The organism is Sphingopyxis macrogoltabida (assembly GCF_001307295.1).
GTDB classification, from domain to species: Bacteria; Pseudomonadota; Alphaproteobacteria; order Sphingomonadales; family Sphingomonadaceae; genus Sphingopyxis; species Sphingopyxis macrogoltabida_B.
Window position 1 is genome coordinate 809,894 of record NZ_CP012700.1, and the last position, 25,984, is coordinate 835,877.

Here is a 25,984-nt window from a genome sequence, read left to right on the forward strand (position 1 = left end):
CCGAAAGGCGGTCAGAGCACGACCGTCTTGTTGCCGTTCTGGAAGATGCGGTGCTCGGCGTGCCAACGGACGGCGCGGCTGAGCACCGAGGCTTCGATCTCGCGCCCGATCGCGACCATCTCGTCGGCGACGACGGCGTGGCTGACGCGGCGGACATCCTGTTCGATGATTGGGCCTTCGTCGAGGTCGGCGGTCACGAAATGCGCCGTTGCGCCGATGATCTTCACCCCGCGGGTGTGCGCCTGATGATAGGGCTTGGCGCCCTTGAAGCTCGGCAGGAAGCTGTGATGGATGTTGATGCAGCGGCCGTCGAGCCGCGCCGAAAATTCGTCCGACAGTATCTGCATATAACGTGCGAGCACGGTCAGCTCGGCGCCGCTTTCCTCGATGATCGACAGGAAGCGCGCCTCCTGCGCGTCCTTGCCGTCGCTCATCGGCAGGTGATGATAGGGCAGGCCATGCCACTCGACTGTCTTGCGCATCGCATCGTGGTTGGAGACGACGCCGACGATCTCGATCGGAAGCTGGCCGATTTCCTGTTTGTGGATCAGGTCGACGAGGCAGTGGCCGAATTTGGAGACCGCGATCAGCACGCGCTGCTTGTGGGCGAGGTCCTTGAGATCCCAATCGAGCATATAGTCTTTCGCGCCCGCGATCTTGGCGGATAGCGTTGCGTGATCGACCGGGCTGGTCAGTTCCATCCGGCAGAAGAAATGGCCGGTTTCGGGATCGCCATAGACTTCGGCGGCACGAATATCGCAGCCTTGCGCGGCGACGAGCGGGGTCACCGCCGCCATGATTCCCGGACGATCGGGCGAGCGGAAGCGCAGGACGAAATTATGGGTCACGGGGTCAGGCTCCTGATCGGGATTAGGCGCGCGCGAAGAGGCGCGCGGCATAGGCGGCCATCGTCTGATCGACGATGATCCGGAAACGGGGGGCGCCCTCCGCATCGGCGAGGCGGGCGATGAACAGCCCGGTGTCGCCAAACAGCGACCGCGCGACCGCGCCGACCGGAAAGGCGTCGGGCCACAGGTCGAGCGGGCAATGCGCCGCGAGCGCCGCGCGGACGTTGGTACCCGCGACGGTGAAGGCGGCGCGGGCGTGGCTGTAATCGATCGCCAGCAGGTCGTCGGCGCCAGCCGCCATGGTGCCCGCAACCCATGCCGCGACCGCGGCCTCGGGGCCGGTGACCAGCCATTCGGCGGGCGCCAGCCAGGCGAAGCTCAGCCCCTGATGTTCAATAGCCGTGCCGACGCGCGGCGCCGCGATGCCAACGAACTCGCGAAAGCGGGCATCGGCCTTGCTGCCCCACAGGTGGAGCTTGGCGATGCCGAGTTCCGGTTCGCGGCGGAAAGACAGGCCGGGCCGGTCGATGTCGGCCGTATCGGGTGCCGCGCGGCGCAGCATGACGATGGTATCGGGCTCAGCCATGGGTGCGCTCTCCTGCGGGGTCGTAAAAGCGCGGGTCGGCGATCCGCGCCGCACGCCATTGGCCAAGGTCCCAGACGCGCACCGCTTCGCCCATCCGGTCGCGGCCGCGCTCGACCAGCGCCATCGCGATGGGGCGTTCGAGGGTGGGCGAGTGGATGCTCGACGTCACCCAACCCTGGGTTCCGCGCGCTTCGGTCGCATCGGCGGGCAGGACGTGCGCGCCGGTCTCCAGCGCGCCGCCGCCGTCGGTCACTTCCAGCCCGACGAGCTGGCGGCGGTCGTCGCGCAGGCCATCGGGACGCATCGTCGAACGGCGGCCGACGAAATCATCCTTCTTCTTCGCGATCGCCGGCCCGAAGCCGAGGTCCTGCGGATAGGTCGTGCCGTCGGTATCCGACCCGACGTGCAGGAAGCCTTTTTCGATCCGCATCGCCATCAGCGATTCGACGCCGAAGGGCGTGATGCGATGCGGGCGTCCGGCGCGCATCAAAGCGTCCCACAGCGCGGCGCCATAGCCCCACGGCACCGCGATCTCATAGGACAGCTCGCCGCTGAAACTCACGCGCTGGACGCGGGCGGGGACGCCGCCGACGCTACCGGCGCGATATTGCATATGCGCGAAGGCTTCGGGCGACAGGTCGATGTCGGTGCCGACGGCGGCAAAGATCGCTCGCGCCCGCGGCCCCGCAACATTCATCACCGCCCAGGCTGTCGTCACATTCTCGACGAGGACGCGGAGATCAGGCCATTCGCATTGCAACCATTCGTTCAGCGTTTCGGTGATCGCGGCGGCGTGGCCGCTGGTCGTGCCGACCAGATAATGATCCTCGCCGATTCGCGCGAACACCCCGTCGTCATAGACGATGCCATGTTCGCTCAGCATCAGGCCATAGCGGCACTGCCCGACCTTGAGCGTACGGACGCCGCCGACATAGATGCGCTGCAGGAATTCGGCGGCGTCGGGACCCTTCACCTCGATCTTGCCGAGCGTCGATGCATCGAACAGCCCCGCCGACTGGCGCACCGCCTTCACTTCACGCGCGATCGTCTGATGCTCGCTTTCGCCGGCCTGCGGGAAACAGGCGGGACGCAGCCAGGAACCGTAATTTTCCATCTTCGCGCCTAGGGCGAGTTGCGCCGTGTGCGACGGGGTGTGCGTGGCCGGCGCGAGATTTTCGCGGGTTGCGCGGCCTGCGAAAGCGCCGATCGTTACCGGGTCGAACGGGGGGCGGAATTTGGTCGTACCGATAGCCGGCGCGGGCTTGTCGAGCAGGCTCGACAGGACATGGATGCCCGCGACATTCGACGTCTTGCCCTGATCCGACGCCATGCCGAGCGTCGTGTAGCGCTTCAGATGCTCGACCGAGCGGAAATTCTCACGGCTCGCGAGCTGGACGTCGGCCACCGTCACGTCGTTCTGGAAATCGAGCCACGCCGTCTGCGCCTTGATGTCGCCATCGGCGAAGCGGCGGGTCGGGCCGACCGCCGCCTGCACCGGTGCCTCGACCGTCTCGCCGCGAACCGCGGCGCGCGCTGCGGCGACGGCGGTGTCGGTGTCGATTATGCCGACGGCGGCGCCGACGCTGATTGAATCCTGCGCGCTGCCTTTCGGAAGAAAGGCTTGCAGTCCTTCGTTATAGGCGAGCGATCCGCCGGCCTGCGAATGGAGATGCACGGCAGGATTCCAGCCGTCGGAGGTCAGGATCGTGTCGCAGGCGATGCGGCGGCGCGCGCCGCCGTCCAGCGCCGCGACCTCGATACCCCGCACCGCGCGGCGGCCCTTGGCGGCGACGGGAGCCCAGCCCGGCACGATCTCGATCCCGCGGCGGCGCGCCTCGTCGGCGGCGGTGCCGGGCGCGGTGCGCGAGTCGACGATTGCTGCGATTGTGCAGCCCATGTCGTGAAGCGCGAAGGCTGCATCGTAAGCGCCGTCATTGTTCGTGCAGAGCACCGCGCGATGCCCGACCAGCGCGCCGTAACGCCGGGCATAGGTCTGCGCCGCCGAAGCGAGCATCACCCCGGGAAGATCGTTGCCCGAAAAGGCGATCGGCCGCTCGAACGCGCCGGTGGCGAGGATGACCCTCTTGCACCGCACCTTCCACAGCCGCTGGCGCGGGCCCGAGCGCTGCGCGGGGGGCAGATGATCGCTTATCCGCTCGTAGAGCGCGACCAGGCCATGGTCGTAATAGCCGAACGCCATCGTGCGATCGAGCATCAGCATGTTCGGGGCCGCGCGCAGGCGGGCGAGGGCAGCGTCGCGCCACGCCAGCGGGGCGAGGCCGTCGATCGTTTCGGTCGAGGACAAGAGCCCGCCGCCGAATTCGAAATCGGCCTCGACGAGCATGACGCGCTCGTTGCCGGGCAGGGCTGCCGCGGCTTCGGCCGCCGCCAGCCCTGCTGCGCCCGAGCCGACGATCAGCGTGTCGACATGCGCGAAGCGATGCTCATAAGTGTCGGGGTCGCGCTCGGTGGGGGCGACGCCGAGCCCGGCCGCCTTGCGGATCGATGGCTCGAACAGATGCCAGCCCGGCCAGAAGAAGGTCTTGTAATAGAAGGCGGCCGGGATGAAGCGCTTGAACAGCGAATTGACCGCCATCAGGTCGAACTCGACGCTGGGCTTCGCGTTGACCGGCGCAGCCGACAGGCCCTCGTAAAGCTCGATCTGCGTCGCCTTGACGTTGGGCACGGTGACCGCGCCTTCTTCGAGCTGAACGATGCCGTTCGGTTCCTCGAGCCCCGCCGCGATCAGCCCGCGCGGGCGGTGGTATTTGAAGCTGCGGCCGATGATCGAGACGCCGTTGGCGATGAGCGCCGACGCCAGCGTATCGCCGGCATAGCCCTGATAGGATTTGCCCGCCCAGCGGAAGGAAACCGGCTGGCCGCGATCGACCGCGCCGCCGCCTTGGGAGCGCCAGCCGCTCATGCCACCGCCTCCTTCGCAGGCGACGCCTCGGGCAAGGTCTCACCCATCGGATAGACCGCCGAAATCTGGTGCGTCATCGTGTCGCGCGCCACATTGAACCACTGGCCGCAGCCGGCCGAATGCAGCCAGCGCTCGCGATGTTCGCCCTTCGGATTGGTGCGATAGAAAAGATAGTCGGCCCATTCGGCGTCGCTGACCGCGTCGTGCGGCCCCGGGCGCGTGATATGCCCTTCGCCGCCGCAGCGAAATTCGATCTCGGCGCGCGGGCCGCAATGGGGGCAGGTGATGAGAAGCATGGTCGATCCCCCTTAGTGCGCGATGCCCGAGGCCGAGGCCTCGTCGATGAGTGCGCCGGTCCTGAAACGGTCGAGGCTGAACGCGCTCGCGAGCGGGTGCGAGGTGCCGGTCGCCATGACGTGTGCGAGACACCAGCCGCCCGCCGGGATCGCCTTGAAACCGCCCGTTCCCCAGCCGCAATTGACATAGAAGCCGCCGAGATCGGTGGCGCCGATGATCGGTGTCGAATCATGGACGACGTCGCAGATGCCGGCCCACTGGCGCAGGAAACGCATTCGCGAGAAAGCGGGAAACAGTTCGATCACGCCCGCTGCGGCGCGCTCCATCCACGGCAGATTGCCACGCTGGGCATAGGACAGATAAAGGTCGAGGCCCGCGCCAAGGACCAGTTCGCCCTTGTCCGACTGGCTGAGATAGGTGCCGGTCGCCGGCGACAGCAGCACCGTGTCGAGGCACGGCTTGACCGGTTCGGAAACGAACGCCTGGAGGGCATAGGAACTGATCGGCAGGCGGACGCCGGCCTTTTCGGCGACCACCGTCGAATGGCCCGCAACCGCCATGCCGACGCATTCGCTGCGGATCGTTCCGCGGCTGGTTTCGACCCCGCGGACGTGGCCGTCCTCGATCAGGAAGCCCTGCACTTCGCAATTCTGGATGATGTCGACGCCGAGCGCCGATGCGGCGCGCGCATAGCCCCAGGCAACGGCATCGTGGCGCGCCGAACCACCGCGCGGCTGGTTGAGGCCGCCCAGGATCGGGAAACGCGGGGAGTCGTTGAGCCCCGGAATCTCCGCGCGCACGCCCGCTTCGTCGTGAAGCTCGGCGTCGATGCCATTGAGCCGCATCGCATTCGCCGAGCGCCGCAGCATTTCCATGCCGTGGCGATCGTGACCGAGCATCCACATGCCGCGCTGCGAGAACATGATGTTGTAATTGAGCTCGCGCGACAGGTCTTCGTAGAGCTTCAGCGCGAATTCGAAGAAGGCCGCGGTCTCCGGGAAGAAATAATTCGAGCGGATGATCGTCGTGTTGCGGCCGGTGTTGCCGCCGCCGATCCAGCCGCGCTCGATCAGCGCAACATTGGTTATGCCGTGATTCTTCGCGAGATAATAGGCGGTCGCCAGGCCGTGCCCGCCGCCGCCGATGACGATGGCGTCATAGCGCGGCTTCGGATCGGCGTCTTGCCAGGCAGGCTGCCAGCCGCGCTGGCCGTTCAGGCCTTCGCGGAGCAAGGACAGGGCGGAATAATGTCTGGTCAATCTCGGTTCCTCCGACTGTTTTTATACAGAGGTGTATTTTACTTTTCAACTGCAATCGCGAGGAAAATCGCACTTATGAATCCATATTTTCCAAAGGTCTCGCACTGCGAGCCAACGCACGCTCCGCCGATGCAATCGTGTTTTCCAGCAGCATGGTCACGGTCATCGGTCCGACGCCGCCGGGAACGGGGGTGATGCACGACGCCTTGGCCGAAACCCCCTCGAAATCGACGTCGCCGGTGATGCGCCCGTCGGGCAGCCGGTTGATCCCGACGTCGATGACGACGGCGCCGGTCTTGACCATCTGCGGGATGATCAGCCCGGGCACGCCGGCCGCGACGACGAGGATGTCGGCAAGGATCGTGAACTGCGCAAGGTCGCGCGTCTTGGCGTGACAGATGGCGACGGTCGCATCGCGCGCCATCAGCATCAGCGCCATCGGCTTGCCGACGATGTTGCTCGCGCCGACGACGACGACATTCTGCCCTTCGATCGCGATATTCTCGCTCTCGAGCAGCTTGACGACCCCATAGGGGGTGCAGGGCGAAAAGATGGTGTTGCCCGTCACCAGCCCGCCGACGTTGTAGAGATGGAAACCGTCGACGTCCTTTTCGACTGAAATCGCTTCCAGCACCTGGTCGAGCCGGATGTGCGGCGGTAGCGGCAACTGGACGAGGATGCCGTCGATCGCGGCGTCTTCATTGAGTTCGGTGATTGTCGCGAGCAATTCGTCGTTGCTGACGGTGGCTGGGAAGCGGAGGCATGTCGAGTGGATGCCTGCGGTTTCGCAGGCGCGGATCTTGTTGCGCACATAGACTGCCGACGCGGCGTCGTCGCCGACGAGGATGACCGCGAGCCCCGGCGGCGTGCCGCGCCGCGCGGCGATCGCGTCTGCCCGCTCCAGCAGGTCGACGCGCAAGGCCCGCGCCAGCTTTTGTCCGTCGATTATTTTTGCCAATGTTCCGGTCCTTGGATGGAGAGAGGAGCTTGCCCGCCGCGCGATCTTGCCGGACGGCATTGCAGCGGCCCCGCCCGATGGTGGAACCGCTGCATCCCCCGCGACAAGGCCGCCGGATGGTGCGTCAGAAATTCATGCGGGCATTGACCCCGATCGTCCGCGGCCGCTGTTCGAGGTTTTCGAGGAAGACACCAAAGGGACCGACGATGTTCGGTGCATCCTCGTTGAACAGATTGTTGGCGAACAGCGCGACCTCGACCGGTCCGATCGCCGCGCCGATCCGCGCATTGACGAGGTCACGGCCGGGGCGGGGGATGATTTGGCCGCCGAAGTTGCGCAGCGTGATCTGCCCCGCCGCGGCGTGCTGATAGTCGACGCGGAAGATGCCGGTGACGTCGCCGCCGAGCGCCGGGCGGAAATCGAGCGATGCCGACCAGGATTCGGGAACCGCGGCATCGACCGGGTCGCCCGGCAGCTTGTCGGCCGTCGCATTCTTGTACTCGAGGTTGTTCCAGCCATAGGTGGCGCTGAGCGTCAGCGAGCGCATCGGGCGGAACATCGCCGACAGGTCGACGCCCCAACCGGCCACGTCGCCCGAATTGGTGGTGATGGTGATCGCGCTGCCCGGCGCAAAGGCATAGGATTGCACGTCGGACCATTCGGTGCGGTAGACGCTGGCGTCGAGGAGCAGTTTGCCGTCGAAGAGCTGATGCTTCGTCCCGACTTCATAGGTCCAGACTTCGTCGGGCTTGAAGGTCGGCGGAACCTCGAAAATGCCGCCGCCCGCCGACGTCAGGTTGAAACCGCCGCCGCGGAAACCCTTGGCGACGCTCGCATAGATCATCGAATCGGGCGAGAATTCATAGCTGAGGTTCAGGCGCGGATTGACCGTTTCGAACGTGCCCGCGTTGATGTCGAGAACATCGATGCCGAAGTTGGTATTGTCCGAAACCTGGCTTTTCCGTTCGCGGAAATAGCGGACGCCCGCAGTCACCTTGAGCTCGGGCGTGATCTCGCCGGTCACTTCGCCGTACAGCGCGAGATAGCGGATCTTGGTCCTTTGATCGAGATAGAGGATCGATGGCCGGCCATCGCCGAAGAGGGCGTCGGCCGGAATGTCGTTCGGTTCGGTTTCGGCGCTCGAAATCACGCGGTTCTTGAGTTCGCGATAATTGACGCCGAGCGACCAGCCGACGGGTCCTTCGCCCTGCGACGAAAGCCGCAGTTCGGAGTTGAAGACCTGCTGGTTATAGGTGGCGGCAAGGACGACCTGGTCGATGAAGCCGGGCGCCAGGCCGAGCCCGCCCAGTTCGCGCGGCGCGGTGAGCACCGGCACATAGAAGGGCGACAGGTCGCTCGCGCTGCGGTTCGTGCGGTCGATATAGCTCAATGAACCCGCAAGGATGGGGCCGCCGAGGTCATAGTCGAACTTGCCCTGCACCAGCGCATAGCGTTCCTTGTTGAACGCCGGGGTGGAGACGATGGTCTGGCGGTTGACGCCGAAATCCTGATTGGCCTGATCGCTCTTCTGATACAGCCCCATCAGCGACAGGCTGAGCCGGTCGGTCGGTTCGACCAGCAGGCTGCCGCGCACGGTGTATAGATCCTGCGAGTTGACGTTCTTGTCGCCCGTCGTGACATTGTCGATCCAGCCGGCAAGGCGCTCATAGCCGCCGACGAGGCGTACCGCGGCCTTTTCGCCGAGCGGCAGATTGATGACGCCGACGCCCTTGTAACCGTCGCCGCCATAGCGGGTGCTGCTATATTCGCCCTCGGCGGAGCCGCTCACCTGACCGAGTTTCGGTGCGGCGGGAATGTAACGGATCGTGCCGCCCATCGACCCTTCGCCATAGAGCGTCGCCTGCGGTCCGCGCAGCACTTCGACGCGTTCCATGTCGAGCAGGCGGACCGAGATCGAATCCCCCTGGATGTCGAGCGCGAGGGGCGTTTCGTCGAGATAGATGCCGACCGTCGATGCGCCCTGAAGGTTCGCCATGCCGCGGAGCTGCGCCACCTGCTTGCCGGGGCCATATTCGTAGAGCGACAGGCCGGGGACCGAATATTGGAGGTCGCCGAGCGTCGCGGCGCCGCGCGAGGCGAGTTCGTCGGCGCCGATTGCGGTGATCGACACCGGCACGTCCTGAAGCCGCTGCTCATAGCGCTGCGCGGTGACGATGATGTCACCCGGGGCCTGGTCGGCCTCGGCATCCGACTGGGCATAAGCGGCGGCCGGGCATAGCGCCGTACCGACCAAAAGAGCCACCATCCACTGTTTCATTCCACCCTCCCGAACTGGTCCAAGCCTATCTCTCTCGACTCAATGACTATACAGTAGTGTACTGTAGGTCAACGCAAAATTGGGTCGCCGATAACCCATGAAAACTGCGGCATTTTTGATCCTAATCGGCGCGTTTCGACGTCTTCGAATCGCGCGATGAGTCAACTTCGATCTGCGGGCATGTGCCGTGCGAACCAGCTCATCAGGCGCGCTGTATAATCGAACGATGCCGGCATGGTGCGGACGCCATGCCCCTCCTGCGGGTAGGTCAGGAGGACGCTATCGACCCCCGCGATCTGCAACGCGTGGTGGAATTCGAGCGCCTGTCCCGCCGGCGTGATCTTGTCGAGCGCGCCGCAAATGTTCAGCGTCGGCGTCTTGACGCGATCGGCGAAATGGATCGGGCTGCGCGAGAAATATTTGCCGGTCGGATTGCTAAGCCGGTCGTTGAGGAAAATCTCGCAAAAGGTCGGGACGTGGCAGGTCAGATGCTCGCTGACCCAGTTGGTCACCGGCGCCACCGGGACGGCGGCGGCAAAGCGCTGGTCCTGTGTGATCAGCCACGAGGTCATGAAGCCGCCATAGCTGCCGCCGGTCACACCGATGCGGGCCGGGTCGGCGATGCCCGCCTTCTCCAGCGCGTCGAGCCCGGAAAGATAATCATACGTGTCGGCGCCGCCCATGTCGCCGAACACCTGCCGCGCAAAGCTCTGGCCGCGCCCGCTCGATCCGCGCGGGTTGGGCTGGAACAACGCATAGCCTGCGGCCAGCGCCATTTGCGGCAGCGCCGAGCGGCCGATGTAGATCGGCCGCGTATACCAGACCGGGCCGCCATGGACCTGCATGATCAGCGGATGCGGCCCGGGGCCCGGCGGGGTGAGCAGCCAGCCATGAACCTCCAGCCCGTCGGGCGCGGTCCAGCTGAAGTCGCGGGCCGACCCCAGTCCGGCCACCGCGGCGTCGACCTCGGGCGCCCCGAAGCGACGGATTTCGCGTTCGGTTCCTCCTTCGAGGGCCAGCAAGGTCGGCGCCTCGAAGAAGGTTTCGCACATGAACAGGATATCACCGGCCACGGTGCCCAGCGGCGCGACTTCCGGGAACATCGTGCCCGAAGGCGTGCGCTCGCTGCCGCGCCAGATTTCGCGGCTCGCCGCCGCCGGCCGGTCGAGCAGGCCGATGGCGGTTTCGGGGCCGTCGGCAACGACGAACAGCAGCGTGTCGTCGCCGCGCCAGCTCAACTGGACGACGTCGGCATCTAGCGTCGCCGGCCGGGTGATCGTGCCGCTCGCCACGTCGATCAGGCGCAGATCGCCAGCGACGATGTTGCGGTCGCTGCACACCGCCTCGACGACCGCAACCGTGCCCCCGGCGGGCGCCGCGGCAAGCGATCCGAGCTGGTCGGCAGGCGCGAAGAGCGTGCGGACGCTGCCGCTGGCGACCTCGATCAGCCGCACCTCGGCGGAGTACCACCATGTCTCTTCAGGCTGGTCGGAACAGATGGCGGCGATATGGTCGGCGCCGCACCAGACGGCCTGCCAGACATTGACCCCGGCCGGAGTGATCTGATGCGCGGTGTCGCTGGCAAGGTCATAGAGCCAGACGCTCCGCCATGGCGCCGCTTCGGGTGCGCCCTCGACCGTCGGCGCCCATGCCGGCTGTTCGCCGGCTTCGCTTTCGAGGCTGACCGAGAAAGCGCCCTGCGCGCCTGCGAGGTCCGACCCATAGCCCGCCACGCCGAGGAGGATCGCTTTGCCGTCGGCGGACCATTGCAGATATTCGACGAAGCCGTCGACCGCCGCCGTAGCGCGGTCGGCGCCGGTTTCGACGTCGAGGATGCGCAGACGGTTCGCATAGGCCTGCTCGCGGTCCGACAGAAAGGCGATCGAGCGACCGTCGGGCGACCAGCCCGGCGCACTGTCGGAGCGCGGCCCGTCGGTGACGATGTCGAGATCGCCCGACGCGAGGTCGACGATAGCGATCCGTGTCGAGGGAGCGCCTTCGAGCGCTTCGCAAAGCTGGGCGGCGGCGGCCGCCCGGCAGCCGTCGGGGCTCGCCGCAAGCTGTCCGAGCGCAGCCACTTCGCCCGTTCCGGGGCGCAGCCAGGCGCGGGTCAGCGCCTCGGCCTTCTCGAACAGCGGGTGGCGGCGAAAGTCGGTCTGCATGTGATTCCCTCGGCTGAAATTTTCGGATGCGATGATATCGAGATTGACAGAACATACAATAGTGTATGGTCGAATCGATGTTTCAGGCCGCGAAGGCGACCGCCGTCACGCCGCGGGTTCGGCCGCTTTCATTCCGATCTGGTCCATCACGAACGCCAGCCATTCGCCATTCCACGCCGCCACCTTCGCCGGATCGACCGCCCCATGCCCCGTGTCGCGCCAGACCCTCAAATGGATGGGCCGGCCGCCGCTGTCGGCTTCGTCGAGCCGCGCGGTAAACTTGCGGCCGTGGAAGGGCATGCATCCGACGTCTTGTTCGCCGAATATATGATAGACTGCGGGGTAAGCGACGCCGTCGGCGATGTTGTGATAGGGCGACCAGCGGATGACCGACGTGGCGACATCGGGCACGGTGGTGTCGCCATAATCCTCGTACATGATGGCGCGGACGCCGGCGGTCGCCGCGGTCAGCGGCAGCATTTCCATCATGTCGAAGATCGGCACCGACGGAACCACCGCCCGCCACAGGTGCGGCTGCTGGACGATCGCGATGCCGGCGAGCATGCCGCCGTTGCTTGCGCCCATGAAGGCCATCAGTTCGGGTTTCGAGACGCCGTCGGCGATCAGCGCCTCCGCGACTGCCGCCAGATCGTCGAAGGTGTTCTGCTTGTTGCGGAGGCGGCCGGCGTCGTGCCATCCCTTGCCGTATTCGGCGCCCCCGCGCAGCGATGCCTGGACGAAGATACCGCCGGCCTCGATGAAGGGCACGAAATGCGACGGAAAGCTCGGCAGCATCGACACGTTGAAACCGCCATAGGCGTGGACGAGCGCCGGCTGCGGGCGGTCGAGCGGCAGCGCCTGCTTGCGAACGATGAAATAGGGGATGCGCGTGCCGTCGCGGCTGGTTGCGAAACGGCGTTCGGCGACGGCATCGTCCAGCCGATGTACGGGCTCGTCATGTTGCCGCAGTTCGCCCGTTTCCGGATCGTGCGTCAGCAAGACCGCCGAGCGGGTGAAGGTGGCATGGGTGAAGACGAGCATGTCGTTCGGGCGGACGCAGCGTTCGAGCAGCAGCGACGGCGAGGAGCCCGGATTTTCGAGCGGCAGCGTCTCGACCAGTCGGCCATCGAGATCGAAGACGCGGACGCGGAGCGACACGTCGAGTAGGTCGCCGACATAGAGCCGCCCGCCGATCACGCCCGCCCAGCCGATGAAGCCCTCGCTCTCAGGAACCAACTCGCGCCACGTCGAGCGGTCGGTCGCATGCGATACCCGAATGGCGACGACCCGGCCCTGCGGCGCGCCGTCGTTGACGCGCGCGACATAGGTTTCGGCGTTGATCCAGCTTCCGTCGCACTCGCCGTCCCAGCCGCCGGGAAGGAAGGGCGTCGCGGCGAGCGTATCAAGATCGAGCAGGGCGAGCGCGATATGCTCGTGCGTTTCGGTGACCAGAATGGCGCGGCGGCCGTCGGGCGACACATGCGCTGTCAGCCCCGAATGCTTCGCCTCGACAAGCGTTTCCGGCAGCACGACGTCGGGCCGTTCGGTTGCGCCATCGGCGACGGGAACGAAGCGCAGCCGATGCAGCCCCTCATCGCTGCGTCCGTCGATCCAGAAACCGCTCTCGTCGGGAAGCCAGCCGGGGCGGGCGCCGGTATAGGCGAGCGCGGGCACATCGACGATGCGCCGGCCGGTCGCAGTTTCGAACACCGTCCATTGTCCGCTCATGTCGCCATCGCGTCCCCATGCCAGCGCGACGTAACGGCCGTGCGGCGAAGGTTCGAACCAGGTCATCATGACCGCGCCGCCGCCGCCGCTTCGGCAAGGCTGGCGGTCGAGGCGATCACCCGGCCTTCGCCGGGCGCGGTTTCGCCGGCGCGCAAGGCGATCTCGCCGCCGTCGCCCGTGTAACCGAACCAGATGCCCCCGACCTTGCGCGGCGCGAACAGGCCGCCGCCGCTGGCCAGTGCCAGCAGCCGGTCATAGACGGGGCGATAATTGGGCGAGGCTTCGGCGGCTGCCTGTGCGGTGCGGTCGCGTGCCCACTGCCATTCCAGCGCTTCGGGCGTGTCGTCCTGCAAATGGGCGAAGCGGTCCTCGAACGCGACGCCGCCGACGGTTTTCCGGACGGGAATGGCTTGCATGATCTGATCCTCTCTTTCGTGTCTTGACCGCGATCCTAGCCGCCACTGGACGGTTTGCTTTCGATAACGTACAAAACTGTTTGCCGAGCGTCGCGAAGTGACTGGACCGGGAGACTGCCGTGCCTCGATCGAGCCAAGCCGCCGCAGCGCGACCCGCCGGGTCGCTGGCTGTTGTGCGTTCGGTCGCCGGTCGTGGGCCCGGAAACCGCAACAATGTCTGCGGGCCGGCCACGGCGCTTTCCGGTACCGGTGGAAGAACTTCAGCCGCTGGCGCTGAGCGGTGCGGCCGGCGATTATATGCTCGCCGAAGACGAACGTCTGCCCCCCGAGGTCGAATCGTTCGAGTCGCTTGGCCATCCCGGCCACTATCGGATGACGTTCGCGAAAGCCTTTGGCTCGGGCTACGCCGAAGTTTGCGGGCTCGCCGACGGGTTTTTCGTCCACATCGGCGAGGTCACCTTTGCCGAACCCTACGCGCTGTCGGTATCGGCGCCCGGCATGCTGCGGGTGCGGATCGCCAGCGCCGGCGATGGCGAATATATCGCATCGCGTGGCGATACGCTCGACATCAAGGGTCCCGGCGCCGCGATCATCATCGAGCCCCCGGGGCTTCCGCCCGCCGAAGCGGTGTTCGCGGGCCACAATCATATGGTGCAAATCTATCTTCATCGCGATGCGCTGAAGCGCCTCTACGCGGGGAACGAACAGGATTTGCCCGCAGTGGTGCAGGCCTTTCTTGCGGGCAGCCTCCAGCGCACCGTCGCGCGCCGCCTGCCGCTCGACGCGGCGTTGCTCCGCGGTCTCGACCGGCTGCATGCGTGCCCGCTGAAGGGACATGGCCGCCGGCTGTTCATCCAGTCGCGGGCGATCGAGATTCTCTGCCATATGTTCGACGCATTGGGGGAGGAGGAGGGCGCTGCCTTCATCGAAGCCTCGGCGCTGACCAGGCGTGGCGTGCTGCGGGCGCAGCAACTGCTGATGGAGAATTTCGTCGACCCGCCGTCGCTCGAGGAACTCGCCCAGCAGGTCGGCCTCAGCCGCAGCGGCCTCTGTGCCAGCTTCCGGCAGATCGTCGGGCAGACCGTCTTCGAATATGTCGGCGACCTGCGCATGCAGCACGCCTTGGCGTTGCTCGGCCAGCGCGACACGTCGATCACCCAGATCGCCTATGCCGTCGGTTTCAACCATCCGTCGAGCTTTTCGGTCGCGGTCCAGCGCCGCTTCGGCATCAGCCCCAGCGAACTTCGCCGCGGCGCGCTGCCGTTCGTCTGATCGTCCCTGCCCGTCGGCGATAGTGCGGCCCGTTTTTAAGCGGGACGTACGAGACCTTGCACAAAAGGGCTTGCATCAAAAAAGACAGCAATGCATGTTAATGCGAAGCACCCCCCAGTCAGTTCAGCACTGTCTTGATTTTGGCCCGCGATAACGGGCGATGGGTGCCGAACGGCAATAAGCCGTCGCTTTGGGACAAGGAGACAAGCGTTGAGCAGCAACCCCTCGGACTATATCCGCAACCCCGGCCCGAAGACGCCGGTCACCGGTCTCAAGGCGGCCGTCACCACCGATAGCGCGATCGTCACCGAAACGATCATGAAGGTGCTGAACAGCGGCGGCAACGCGGCCGACGCGGTGATCGCGGGCGCGATGGTGCAGGCCGCTGCCGAACCCTTCATGACCAATCATGCGGGCCTGATCACCATGCTCTATTACGAAGCGAAGACGGGCAAGGTCCACCAGCTCGACAGCCTTGGCGGCCATCCGTCGGGTCTGCCGCCGTTCAAGCCGGTGCCGCCGGGCCTTGGCAGCTATGCGACTTCGCCGCCATCGGCGATCATCCCCGGCTTCATGCCCGGCCTCAAGGAAATCCACCGGAAATTTGCCACAAAGGACTGGGCCGATCTCTGCGCCGATGCGGTGCATTGGGCCGAGAAAGGCCATGAGGTTTCCACCTTCGAATATGGCGTCAACATCTTCGGCGAGAAGTTCATCACCTATTTCCCCGAAGGCCGCGATTTCTATCAGCCGAACGGCTATTTCCCCAACGTCGGCGACATCTTCACCCCGCCGGGGATGGCCGACACCCTGCGCGGCGTGCGCGACAACGGGCCCGACTATATGATCACCGGCCCGTGGGCGGAAAAGTTCGTCGCCAAGGGCAACGCGCTCGGCTGGAAGGTCAGGCTGGACCATATGACCGAGACGCCGCCGCGCTGGGTCGAGCCGCTGCGCTTTGCCTATAATGAATATGAGGTGCTGTTCCTCGGGCCGCCGCAGGCGCAGGGCTTCTTCTCCAGCGTGGCGCTCGGCGTGCTCAAGCATCTTGGCATCCGCAATATGGCGCCGGGTTCGGCGGAGCATATCTGGGCGATGGGCCATGCGCTGCGCCAGGGCCAGCGCCACTGGGAATATGCGCGCGACGATCAGGTCTATGGCGTGCCGCGCGCCGAGGTGCTTGACGACGATTATCACAAGCATCTCGCCAAGCTGATCCGCGGGTCGCGGCCGAAGGTCGACATGACCGATCATATCCGGCTGGCGGGCGACGGCACGGGCGCGGGCGATATGATGTCGGCCTTTGCCGGGCCGTCGGGCAAGCCGCGGCTGGTCAATCATGAGGAGAAGCAGCCGAGCGGTAGCTGCGAGATCGCGGTCGTCGATGCCGAGGGCAATTGGTGCCAGTTCATGGACACGCTGCAAGGTTCGGGCATTCCGGGGCAGGTTGTCGGCGGCATCCCGATGGTCGGCAGCCACGCGACCTTCGGTGCGTTGCAGAGCCCGATGGATACGGTGCTGATCAAGGGCGCCAAGGCGCGCTGCATCATCGGCAACACGCTGGTGCTGAAGGACGGCAAGCCGGTCTTCTCGGCGGGGTCGCCGGGCAATATCCACTGCACGCTGCCGCAGGTGCTCGCCTATCTGCTCGACTTCAAGCTCGATCCCTACGCCGCGGTCGATGCACCGCGGATGCTGCCGATGAGCGAAGCGCAGCTTGTCGCGATCGAGGATCGTCTTGCGCCCGGCGTTGTCGAAGACCTGCACAAGCTCGGCGTCCGCGTCGGTGCGCTGTCGGGCTATGATTATCACATGGGCAGCTTCTCGGTCATCGCGCATGACGAAGCGAGCGAAACCTTGACGGCGGTCGCCGACCCCCGCCGCTGCGCGGTTGCCGACGGCATCGCGGCTTGAAGAACGGGAGAGGAAAAATGGCCGAGCATCAGCTATTGAAGCAGTTCGCCGAAGATTATTGGGCGTTCCGTTGCGCCGAATTTCCGATCGAGGCGATCATGGCGGGCGTCGCGACCGATGCCGGAAGCCTGTTTCGCGAAGCGCCGGCGGACCATCGGCGCCGCGCCGAATGGGCCGAAGCGGCGCTTGCGAAACTGCGGACGATCGCGACAGACGGGCTCGATCCGCAGGACCGGGCGAGCTGGCTGCTCCTCGAACATGAGTTGTCGGCGCTCGTCTCGGCCGTCGCCTGCCGCGCCTATCTCCGGCCGCCGCTCTATCCGCTCGGTCCCGATTTCACCCTTTCTTACTGGGCGAACGCCACCGCGCTCGCGACCGTCGCCGACGCGCACATCTATATCGCGCGGTTGCAGACGGTCCCGGCAGCGCTGGGCGACATCCGCGCCCTGCTCGGCGAAGGCGTGGAGCAGGGCCTGCGCTATCCGCGGCTGGTGATCGAGCGCGCGGTCGAACAGGCACGCGGCATGGTCGCCATGCCCGTCGCGGCCAATGCCTTCTTCCAGCCGCTGGCGCGCACCGCCGGCCGGTCGGCGGCATGGACGGCGCTCGCCGAGGAGGGCAGGGCGGTCGTCGAGCAGGCGGTCTATCCCGCCATCCTCGCCTACGCCGATTTCATGGAGACGGTGCTGCTGCCCATAGCGCGCGACGGACTGGCCAGCACCGACGATGTCGATGGCGAGCCCTTCTATGGCCATCTGATCCGCGAATATACGACGCTGCCGGGCGATCCCCATGATATCCATGCGCTCGGTCTGGCGGAGGTCGAGCGGATTACCGGCGAGATGCTGGCGGTGGCCGCCGACGCGGGCTGCGAGGGCGACCTTGGCGAGTTCCGCCGCCGGCTGCAGACCGACAACAGCCAGATCGCCGAAAGCGGCGAGGCGCTGCGCGAACAGATCGAGATATTGTCGAAGCGGATCGACGCGCGCATCCCCGCATTCTTCGGCCGTTTGCCGCGCATGACCTATGGCGTGCAGAGCATCCCCGAAGCGGTCGCCGAGAAAATGCCGCCCGCCTATGCGCAGCCCAACCCCGCCGATGGCAGCATGCCGGGGGTCCACTGGATCACCTCGATCCCCGGCAAATGCCCGCGCTATATGCATATCCCGCTCGCTCTTCATGAAGCCTGGCCGGGGCATCTCATGCACCTCGCGCTGATCCAGGAAATGGACCAGCTTCCCGCCTTCCGCCGCTTTGGCGGGCTGCGTTACTCGGCCTGTCTCGAAGGCTGGGCGCTCTATTGCGAGCGGCTCGGCGAAGAGATGGATTTCTACGACACGCCCGAAAAGCGCTACGGGCGGCTGGAGATGGAGATCTGGCGCGCAGTCCGGCTCGTCGTCGATACCGGCATCCACGCCAAGGGGTGGAGCCGCGAGCAGGGAATAGCCTATTTCCAGGCCAATATGGCGATGCCGCTCGACACGGTGACCGCCGAGGTCGATCGCTATATCGGCCTGCCGGGACAGGCGCTCGCCTATCAGATCGGCAACCTCAAGTTCCGCGAACTGCGCGAACGGGCCGAGGTGGCGCTCGGCGACGATTTCCGCATCCGCGATTTCCACGATGCGCTGATGGCGGCGGGGCCGGTAACGCTGCCGGTGCTCGAGGCGCTGATCGACGATTGGACCGCGCGGCAGCAAGTCGCGGAGGCGGCTTGACGATCATGGCCGATGCCGCGCTCGTCCTGACGAACGCGCGCGTCCTCGATGTCGAGGCCGGCCGGCTGATCGATGGCCGGTCGGTCTTCGTCCGGGGCGGCCGGATCGGCGAAGTCTCCGACCGGCCGGAGACGCCCGACGACGGCGCGGTGATCGACTGCGGCGGCCGGACGCTGATGCCGGGGCTGATCGACGCGCATGTCCATGTCATGGTGTCGGAGCTCGACATCGGCCGATTGAAGACGATGCCGGCGACGCTCGCCGCGGTGCGCGCCGCGCCGATCCTCAGCGGCATGCTCGACCGCGGTTTCACGACGGTGCGCGACACCGGCGGCGCCGATCACGGGCTGAAGGAAGCGGTGGCAAGCGGCCCGCTGCGCGGCCCGCGGCTGTTCATCGCGGGCAAGGCGATCAGCCAGACCGGCGGCCATGTCGATTATCGCAGCCCGGTCGAACATGGCCCGGCGACCTGCGGCTGTTGCAGCGGCATCGACCTGCTCTCGCACATCGCCGACGGCGTGTCCGACATGCTGCGCGGGGTGCGCGAACAATTGCGGCGCGGTGCCGATCATATCAAGCTGACCGTCTCGGGCGGCATCGCTTCGCCGAGCGATCCGTTCGACAGCCTCCAGTTCACCGCCGAAGAAATCGCTGCCGCGGTGAAGGCGGCGACCGACTGGGGTGTCTATGTCTGCGCGCACGCCTATTCGGCGGCGGCGATCCGGCGGGCGCTCGAGTGCGGTGTGCGTTCGATCGAACATGGCAATATGATCGACGCACCGGTCGCGGCGCTCGCCGCCGAACGGGGCGCCTTCGTCGTCCCGACGCTCGCCACCTACGAAAGCTTCGATCAGCATGGCGCCGAATATGGCATGGCGGCGGCCGCGCTGGCGAAGAATGCCGGGGTGTTCGACGCGGGGCTGAAATCGCTCGAAACCTGCCGGTCGGCGGGTGTCGAGCTCGGCTTCGGGACCGACCTGCTCGGGCCGTTTCACGCGCTGCAGGGCCGCGAGTTCCTGATCCGCGGACAGGCGATGCCGGCGGCCGATGTCATCCGCTCGGCCACCATCGTCAACGCCCGCCTGCTCCGGCGCGAAAATGATCTCGGCCGTATCGCGCCGGGAATGATCGCCGATCTGATCCTCGTCGACGGCAATCCGCTGGACGACCTCGGGCTGTTCCAGGACGGCGGCGCGCATATCCCGCTCGTCATTCAGGACGGGCGCATCGTGAAGGATCTCGGCATAACAGCGGGCAAGGAGAAGTAGTGATGAGTGACGATACGCCCGCCGAATTGGTGCCGGCATTGGGGCCGGCGGTCGGGATCGAAACCTTTGTCATCGAGCCGCCCGGTCTCGGCACGGCGCTGCGCATCTCGATCGCGCGCGCGATCCAGCCCGCGATCGGGGCAGGCAATGGCCCGAGCGCGGTCGTCTATGTCACCGACGCCGATTATATGTTCGGCAGCGTTGTCGATGCCGTCCGCGTCGGCAGCCTCGGCGGCGAGCTTGCTCCCGCCGTTGTGGTCGGCATCGGCTATGCCGAAGAGAAAGGCGACCTTGCCTTCGTCTCGACGCGCCGCTTTCTCGATTTCTATCGCGGGCCGCGGCGCAGCTTTTCGGCGGGCGCCTATGGCAGCTTTGAATTCGGCGGCGCCGACGCCTTTCTGGCCGCGCTGCGCGACCATGTCATCGCCGCCGTCGAGCGGCATGTCGGGGAGATCGACCCCACGCGCCGCGTTCTTCTCGGCATGTCGGCGGGCGGGCATTTCGCGGCCTACGCGATGGCAGAAGCGCCGGACCTCTTCCAAGGCTATGCTTTGATGAGCCCGATGCTCGTCGACCCGCAATCGCCCGTCGCTGGCGCGCTGCCGCAATCGGTGGGCGACCCCGCAATAGTGCGTCTGATCGAGGAACTGCCCGAGCTGCCCGAAGGCCGGCGCGCCTTTCTGTCGGCGGGGGCGCTGGAGGAAGACCCGGGTACGATGTTCGCCGACTTTGCGATAATCAGCAATGCGTTCCGGATGCGCGCTGCCCTCGCGCGCCATGGCGTCGAAACGCAGTTTGTCCAGTTTCCCGGCGAGACGCACGGATCGGTGGCTGGCGCCGCCATCGCGCGGGCGTTGCGCTTCCTATTGCCGGTCGCGGCCGGACCTGACTGGCAAGCAGCGCTCGCCGCGACCGAATGAAGGGACGGGGAGGGCGGCTGTCGCCTTCCTGTCGATCAGAAGGCGGTCGCCTGCCCGTTGGTGTAGGTCGGCGAGATTGCGGTCAACTCGCCCGTTGCCGCGTCGCGCCGGATTGCGACCCACAGCCCCTGCGCGAAGCGCGCCTCGACCGGCTGGATGCGCTTGATTTCGAGCCCGGTGGCATCGAGCACTTCATCGGGGAACTCGCCATCGACGACGCGCAGGATTAGCTCGCGCTGGCTCGCGTCGGGCGAAATCGGCAGCAGCAGGCGCGGCGCATTCGCCGTTTGCTCAAGGTCCATGTCGAAATCGACGATGTTGAGCAGCGACTGCGTCGTCTGGTAATGCAGGCCGACCCCCATCGACGACCAGGCAGTGTCGGGCTTGCCGTCCTTCAGGATGATCCCGACCTCGATCGGATTGGGGAGCTGCCCGCCCCGCGGCGTCGCCGCGACCATCGTCTGCATATAGGCGGCGGGGTCGCCGACCGAGACGCCGTCGACGACGATCGCGGTGCGGCCCCAGATCAGGCAATTGATCGAGTGGCAGAGCGCCGCCATATTGCCGTCGGCATCGACCGCGACGACGACGTCCGAATGCGTGCCCTTGGGCAGGAAGCGGATCGGCGACTGATCCTCGAGGCGCGACCAGAGGGCGCGCGCATGCTCCTTGGAAAGCCGGGCGTCGCGGTTCATCTCGATCCCGGGGAAGGTCGCCGCCTGTTCCTCTTCGGTCTCGTAGCGCATGCCGCCCATCGCGGCGCAGCTTCTCGCGAGGCGCGTCAGGCTGTCGGCCGACTGCGACCAATGGCCGCGCTCGCGGATGCCCGCGACCTCGCAGAGGTTGAGCGTTTCGATAAGGTTGACGCTGCCCTCGCACGGTTCGCCGAGCAGCGCGATCGTGTGCCCGCGGCGCTCGATCGTCACCGGGTCGGACCACACCGGCTGATAGGCTGCAAGATCATCGAGTGTCATCCGCCCGCCATCGGCCTGGATCGCCTCGATGCATTTTGCGGCCCATGCACCTGTGTACATATAGTCGGCGCCCTCCGCAGCGACGCGGCGCAGCGTTTCGGCGAGCGCCGGCTGGCGGAAATGATCGCCCTCGACATAGGGAGTGTCGTCGGCCTTGAAGAAGACCGCCCTGGTTTCGGGAAGCCGCGCAAGGTCCTGTTTGCGAATGTCGATATAGCGCGCCAGCCCCGGCGAGACGATGAAGCCGTCTTCGGCGAGTTCGATCGCCGCTTCGAACAGCCGCGCGAACGGCAGCTTGCCATGGCGGCGATGCGCCGCCTCCAGCCCGCGCATGAAGCCGCCGACAAGGGCCGTCCGGCCTGACGGCTCGCCCGAGCCCATCATGTTCGCGATGCCGTCGCCTGCGGCGTTCAATTTGCCTGGGATCGACATCGGATCGTCCTCCCCGAGCACAGTGTTCCAGCCGGCATTGAGCGAGGTCACCTCGCCGCTGTCGCCGTCGACATGCATCAGCGCCAAGATACCGAAGAAACTGATCACCGCGCCGCCGCCGAGCACAATCTGCGCCAGCGCGGCGCTCATCACCGCGTCGACCGCCGACCCGCCCTGACGCAGCGCTTCCTCGCCGACGCGCGCCGCGAAGCCGTTGAGCGCCGTCGCGACCGCACCGCCTTGTCCGCGGCCGGCCGGATTGCCCGGCAAGGCCGCTTGCTGGATCTGCCAGAAATGGTCGCGGTCTGCCGCCGGCCAGCCCGAAGGCGCAAGGGTCTTTGCCGCACCGGCGCCGGCGCTTGCTGTCGGCGTTTCGCTGCTGCGCGCCGGACCGTCTTTCACTGCTTCAGTCATGTCGAAATCCTCTGCCGAACGGAATCCGGTGTCGGCGAAGCTTAAGCGACGGTGCAATTGTAAATCAAGCACTAATGTATAAAATTGTCTGTGTGGTAGTTTTTATAGGCTTTCCAAATGTTTGAACATCGCCCGCGCCTGACGCCGGCCCGCATCGCCGTCGGCCAAGCGGAAAGATGTAGATGTCGAAATGGGCGGAACTGGTGCCGGCTACAGGATTCGAACCCGTGGCCCCCTGATTACAAATCAGGTGCTCTACCAACTGAGCTAAGCCGGCGCGCCATTTGCGCCCCCTAGAGCATTTTTCGGCCGGATGGAAACATCCGATCGCCAGAAAATGCCGCCTCGTGAAAAAGCGTCAGACGATGCCGAAGGTCCAGCCTTCGGTACGGGCAAGCTCGTCGGTCAGCGGGGCAGGGGACCAGCTCGCCGGCGCGGGTGCGATGGCGCGGAGCCAGGCGGCGGCGAGCAGCGCGTCGCTGACATGGTCGCTGACCGGGCCGCGGATGCCGGCGGGTGGCGAGCCGAGCGTGGCGAGGGCCGCGTCGAGCCTGGCGCCGTCGCGGATCTTGCTGCGCCCCGCGGCCATCCCGGCGGCGCGCGCGGCTAGGCTGGTGTAGATTTCGACGAGCAGCGGGCCTTGCGCGGGCACCGGGTCGAACGGCCAGAGCGGGATGCGCCCGCGCAGCCGGTGGAGCAGCCGCATTCCCGCGAGGCTGGCCTTGCCGACCTGCGCCGCGCCGACGAGGTTGAAGTTGCTGACGCTCGCCGCCTGCTTCGTCGCCCGCTGATGCTGCTCGACGATGCGCAGTCGCCCCGCGCCGGGCTCGAACAGGTCGCCGGTGTCGCCGCGGGCGTGACGGAAATGGCGCCGGGCGTCGGGATGGACGAGGAAGGCACCGATCTCGTAATGCGGTTCGCCCGCCGCCAGTCGCTCGACCAGCGCCCACAGCCCCGGCAGGTCGGCGGGGCTTTCGTCCCAGAGGGGGAAATAGGCGCCGCGGTCGGCAAAGGCGAAGGCGGCCGAGAAGTCGAAGCCGATCAACATGTTTTCTCTCGCCGCTGCCACCGCCTCGAGCCAGTCCAGCACTTCGGCGCGCGACCAGATATGCCCCGGCCGCACCAGCGCGGGCGCATCGCAGCCGCTCGCCACCGCCAGCGCGATCCCCGGCTGCCGGGGACCGCGCGCGCCCGACCAGTCGAGCGCGGCGAAATGGGTGAAACGGCGCATCGCCTGCCCCTAGCGCATGTGTGTCACCTTGCACAAAGCGCGAATGCGTCCCACATGCACCCCATGCTGATCGAAACCGAATCGACGCCCAATCCCGCGACGCTCAAATTTCTGCCCGGCCGGGCGGTCATGGAGACGGGAACACGCGACTTCGCCAGCCCCGAAGAGGCCGAGGCGTCGCCGCTGGCGAGCGCGCTCTTCACGCTCGGCGACGTCACCGGCGTCTTTTTGGGCCGCGACTTCGTTTCGGTGACGATCGCGCCGGGTGCAGAATGGGCCGATGTGAAGCCCGACGTGCTCGGCATCGTCATGGACCATTTCCTGGGCGGCCTGCCGCTGTTCCACCCGGCGACCGCCGGCTTTTCGGTGCCGGCCGAGGATGAGGCCGGTTTCGCCGACGACCCCGCCGACGCCGACATCATCGAGCAGATCAAGGAACTCATCGAAACGCGCGTCCGCCCCGCGGTCGCCAACGACGGCGGCGACATCGTCTATCGCGGCTTCGACAAAGGCAATGTCTATCTGAAGATGCAGGGTGCCTGTGCCGGCTGTCCGTCGTCGACCGCGACCTTGAAGAACGGCATCGAATCGCTGCTCAAACATTATGTGCCTGAAGTCACGGCCGTTCACGCCGTCTGAGGTCCCCTACCAGCCAAACCCGACAGGAGAATGCCCGATGAGCGAGCCGCTTTCCGATAGCGCCCTCGACCAACTGTTTCGTACCGCGCGCACCTATAACGGCTATCTCGACAAGCCTGTATCGGAAGCGCAACTGGTCGCGATCTGGGACCTGATGAAATATGGTCCGACGAGTGCCAACGCCCTGCCGGCGCGGATCATCTGGTGCGTTTCGGAAGAGGCGAAGCAGAAGCTGGCGCCGCTGACGATGCCGGCGAATGCCGAAAAGATACTGAAGGCGCCGGTCACCGCGATCATCGCGATGGACAACGAATTTTACGAGCATCTGCCCGAACTGTTCCCGCACGCCGATGCGCGGAGCTGGTTCGTGGGCAATGCGGCGCTCGCCGAGGCGACCGCCTTTCGCAATTCGAGCCTGCAGGGTGCCTATTTCATCCTCGCGGCGCGCGCGCTTGGCCTCGACACGGGTCCGATGTCGGGCTTTGACAATGCCGCAGTCGACGCGGCCTTCTTCGCCGATCAGCCGAATGTGAAGAGCAACTTCATTTCGACGCTCGGCTACGGCGATCCCGCGAGCATTTTCGAACGTAGCCCGCGGCCCGACTTCGGCCGCTTCAACCGCATCGCCTGAGCGGACGTTCCGGCTCCTCGATGCGGCAACTGGTCATCGATTCGGCGAGTGAGGCCTGTTCGGTGGCGTTGCTGGAAGAGGGGGCTATTGTCGATCGCCGTCACGAGGTTATCGGACGCGGCCATGCCGAACGGCTGGTGCCGCTGATCGCCGAGCTCGAGGGTGGCGGCCGCGCCGATATGATCCTCGTCGGCTGCGGTCCCGGCAGCTTCGCCGGGGTGCGCATCGGCGTCGCGGCGGCGCGCGGACTGGCGCTCGGCTGGCAGGTGCCGGTGCGCGGCTTTTCGACCCTCGCGCTCGTCGCGGCGGGGACGGCCGATGAGCTTGCCGCGGCGGGCGGCGGCCTTGTCGTGATGGAGGGCGGCCACGGCCAGTGGTTCGTCCAGCCCTTCGCCGCCGACCTGTCGCCTTGCGCGGCGGTACGTTCGTTGCTTCCCGACGACGCGGTGCTGATCGAGGATGCGCTTGTCGTCGGCAATCGTGCCGAACCTTTCGTTGCGCGCCGCGGTTCGGGCCGTGCCTTGTCTTCGGTACCCGATGCGGCGGCTTTCATGCGGCTGCCCGAGGCCGCGCTGTTTGACGATCCCAGTCCGATCTATGGCCGCGCCCCCGACGCGAAGCCGATGGCGCCCGCATGACGACGATCCGCCTTGCCACCGCGCGTGTCGCCGACCTGCCGGCGGTGATGCGCGTCATGGAGGCGGCCTTCGATCCCGTTTATGGCGAAGCGTGGAGCGCGGCGCAACTGCTGACGCTCTTTGCCCTGCCGTCGGCGCGCGTTTCGCTGGCGTGGGACGGCGAGCGGCCATGCGGTTTTGCCGCCGCACGCATCGCGGGGCCGGAGAGCGAGCTCTTGCTGCTCGCGGTCGACCCCGACCGGCGCGGGCAGGGCGTCGGCAAGTTGTTGATGGACGATTGGCAGCAATGGGCGCTGCTCGAAGGTGCCGACGACTATTTCCTCGAAATGCGCGCCGACAATGACGCCGTTCATCTTTACCAGAGCGCCGGTTTCGCGGAATGCGGGCGCCGCTCGGCCTATTACCGGGGCGCCGACGGCGTTCTGCGCGACGCGATTACCATGCGGCGGTCGGGCGTACGGTTATAACTTAGTATTCT

At 66.3% G+C, this 25,984-nt stretch carries 21 protein-coding genes and 1 tRNA gene; 9 read left to right on the forward strand and 13 right to left on the reverse strand.

Annotated elements, in window-relative coordinates:
• Positions 1-11: 11 nt before the first annotated feature.
• From purU to AN936_RS24995, 10 genes are all read right to left on the reverse strand, one after another.
• Positions 12-848, reverse strand: coding sequence for a formyltetrahydrofolate deformylase (purU, locus tag AN936_RS03795; protein ID WP_054590090.1), 837 nt, complete (start codon positions 846-848; stop codon positions 12-14).
• A 22-nt stretch (positions 849-870) separates the two neighbouring features.
• Positions 871-1,434 carry a sarcosine oxidase subunit gamma gene (locus AN936_RS03800; protein ID WP_054586970.1) on the reverse strand — a complete coding sequence of 188 codons (564 nt, stop codon included), beginning with the start codon at positions 1,432-1,434 and terminating at the stop codon, positions 871-873.
• The gene (locus AN936_RS03805) at positions 1,427-4,357 is read right to left on the reverse strand and encodes a sarcosine oxidase subunit alpha family protein (protein WP_054586971.1); all 2,931 of its coding nucleotides are present in this window, start codon (positions 4,355-4,357) and stop codon (positions 1,427-1,429) included. Before AN936_RS03805 ends, AN936_RS03800 begins: the two co-directional genes overlap by 8 nt.
• Positions 4,354-4,653 carry a sarcosine oxidase subunit delta gene (locus tag AN936_RS03810; protein ID WP_054586972.1) on the reverse strand — a complete coding sequence of 100 codons (300 nt, stop codon included), beginning with the start codon at positions 4,651-4,653 and terminating at the stop codon, positions 4,354-4,356. Before AN936_RS03810 ends, AN936_RS03805 begins: the two co-directional genes overlap by 4 nt.
• 12 nt (positions 4,654-4,665) lie before the next feature.
• A complete protein-coding gene (locus tag AN936_RS03815) occupies positions 4,666-5,913 on the reverse strand; it encodes a sarcosine oxidase subunit beta family protein (protein ID WP_054586973.1) in 1,248 nt (415 codons plus the stop codon).
• 73 nt (positions 5,914-5,986) lie between these two features.
• Entirely contained in the window at positions 5,987-6,871 is an 885-nt protein-coding gene (folD, locus tag AN936_RS03820) for a bifunctional methylenetetrahydrofolate dehydrogenase/methenyltetrahydrofolate cyclohydrolase FolD (RefSeq protein ID WP_054586974.1), read from the reverse strand.
• A 124-nt stretch (positions 6,872-6,995) separates the two neighbouring features.
• Positions 6,996-9,137, reverse strand: coding sequence for a TonB-dependent receptor (locus tag AN936_RS03825; protein WP_234715733.1), 2,142 nt, complete (start codon positions 9,135-9,137; stop codon positions 6,996-6,998).
• 173 nt (positions 9,138-9,310) lie between these two features.
• Complete coding sequence (locus AN936_RS03830) at positions 9,311-11,311, reverse strand: alpha/beta hydrolase family protein (protein ID WP_054586976.1); 2,001 nt, start codon at positions 11,309-11,311, stop codon at positions 9,311-9,313.
• A gap of 105 nt (positions 11,312-11,416) precedes the next feature.
• A complete protein-coding gene (locus tag AN936_RS03835) occupies positions 11,417-13,108 on the reverse strand; it encodes a prolyl oligopeptidase family serine peptidase (RefSeq protein WP_054586977.1) in 1,692 nt (563 codons plus the stop codon).
• On the reverse strand, positions 13,105-13,455 hold the full coding sequence (locus AN936_RS24995) for a hypothetical protein (protein ID WP_054586978.1): 351 nt from the start codon (positions 13,453-13,455) through the stop codon (positions 13,105-13,107). Before AN936_RS24995 ends, AN936_RS03835 begins: the two co-directional genes overlap by 4 nt.
• 249 nt (positions 13,456-13,704) lie before the next feature.
• Here AN936_RS24995 and AN936_RS03845 point away from each other — a divergent pair, with 249 nt between their 5' ends.
• The 5 genes from AN936_RS03845 to AN936_RS03865 all read left to right on the forward strand — a co-directional run bounded on the left by AN936_RS03845 (position 13,705) and on the right by AN936_RS03865 (position 20,547).
• Positions 13,705-14,727, forward strand: coding sequence for a helix-turn-helix transcriptional regulator (locus tag AN936_RS03845; RefSeq protein WP_158500039.1), 1,023 nt, complete (start codon positions 13,705-13,707; stop codon positions 14,725-14,727).
• A gap of 210 nt (positions 14,728-14,937) precedes the next feature.
• Positions 14,938-16,641 (forward strand): gamma-glutamyltransferase, encoded by a 1,704-nt coding sequence (locus AN936_RS03850; RefSeq protein WP_054586980.1) that lies wholly within the window; start codon positions 14,938-14,940, stop codon positions 16,639-16,641.
• Positions 16,642-16,658: 17 nt separating this feature from the next.
• The gene (locus AN936_RS03855) at positions 16,659-18,359 is read left to right on the forward strand and encodes a DUF885 domain-containing protein (RefSeq protein ID WP_054586981.1); all 1,701 of its coding nucleotides are present in this window, start codon (positions 16,659-16,661) and stop codon (positions 18,357-18,359) included.
• Between the two features lie 5 nt (positions 18,360-18,364).
• Complete coding sequence (locus AN936_RS03860) at positions 18,365-19,627, forward strand: metal-dependent hydrolase family protein (RefSeq protein ID WP_054590091.1); 1,263 nt, start codon at positions 18,365-18,367, stop codon at positions 19,625-19,627.
• Between the two features lie 2 nt (positions 19,628-19,629).
• Positions 19,630-20,547 (forward strand): alpha/beta hydrolase, encoded by a 918-nt coding sequence (locus AN936_RS03865; protein WP_054586982.1) that lies wholly within the window; start codon positions 19,630-19,632, stop codon positions 20,545-20,547.
• Between the two features lie 35 nt (positions 20,548-20,582).
• Here the strand turns inward: AN936_RS03865 and AN936_RS03870 are convergent, their stop codons facing one another.
• From AN936_RS03870 to AN936_RS03880, 3 genes are all read right to left on the reverse strand, one after another.
• A complete protein-coding gene (locus tag AN936_RS03870) occupies positions 20,583-22,367 on the reverse strand; it encodes a gamma-glutamyltransferase (RefSeq protein WP_149037585.1) in 1,785 nt (594 codons plus the stop codon).
• Positions 22,368-22,568: 201 nt separating this feature from the next.
• A tRNA-Thr gene (locus tag AN936_RS03875) sits at positions 22,569-22,644 on the reverse strand.
• An 81-nt stretch (positions 22,645-22,725) separates the two neighbouring features.
• Positions 22,726-23,598, reverse strand: a complete 873-nt coding sequence (locus AN936_RS03880; protein WP_054586984.1) for a hypothetical protein — start codon at positions 23,596-23,598, stop codon at positions 22,726-22,728.
• 63 nt (positions 23,599-23,661) lie between these two features.
• Between AN936_RS03880 and AN936_RS03885 the strand changes: the two genes are divergently transcribed.
• Genes AN936_RS03885 through AN936_RS03900 form a run of 4 tightly spaced genes read left to right on the forward strand, consistent with a single transcriptional unit; the run spans position 23,662 to position 25,973 of the window.
• The gene (locus AN936_RS03885; RefSeq protein WP_054586985.1) at positions 23,662-24,237 is read left to right on the forward strand and encodes a NifU family protein; all 576 of its coding nucleotides are present in this window, start codon (positions 23,662-23,664) and stop codon (positions 24,235-24,237) included.
• 37 nt (positions 24,238-24,274) lie between these two features.
• A complete protein-coding gene (locus AN936_RS03890; protein WP_054586986.1) occupies positions 24,275-24,868 on the forward strand; it encodes a malonic semialdehyde reductase in 594 nt (197 codons plus the stop codon).
• A 20-nt stretch (positions 24,869-24,888) separates the two neighbouring features.
• Complete coding sequence (gene tsaB / locus AN936_RS03895; protein ID WP_054586987.1) at positions 24,889-25,506, forward strand: tRNA (adenosine(37)-N6)-threonylcarbamoyltransferase complex dimerization subunit type 1 TsaB; 618 nt, start codon at positions 24,889-24,891, stop codon at positions 25,504-25,506.
• Positions 25,503-25,973, forward strand: coding sequence for a GNAT family N-acetyltransferase (locus AN936_RS03900; protein WP_234715734.1), 471 nt, complete (start codon positions 25,503-25,505; stop codon positions 25,971-25,973). Before tsaB ends, AN936_RS03900 begins: the two co-directional genes overlap by 4 nt.
• The last annotated feature ends 11 nt before the right edge of the window (positions 25,974-25,984 follow it).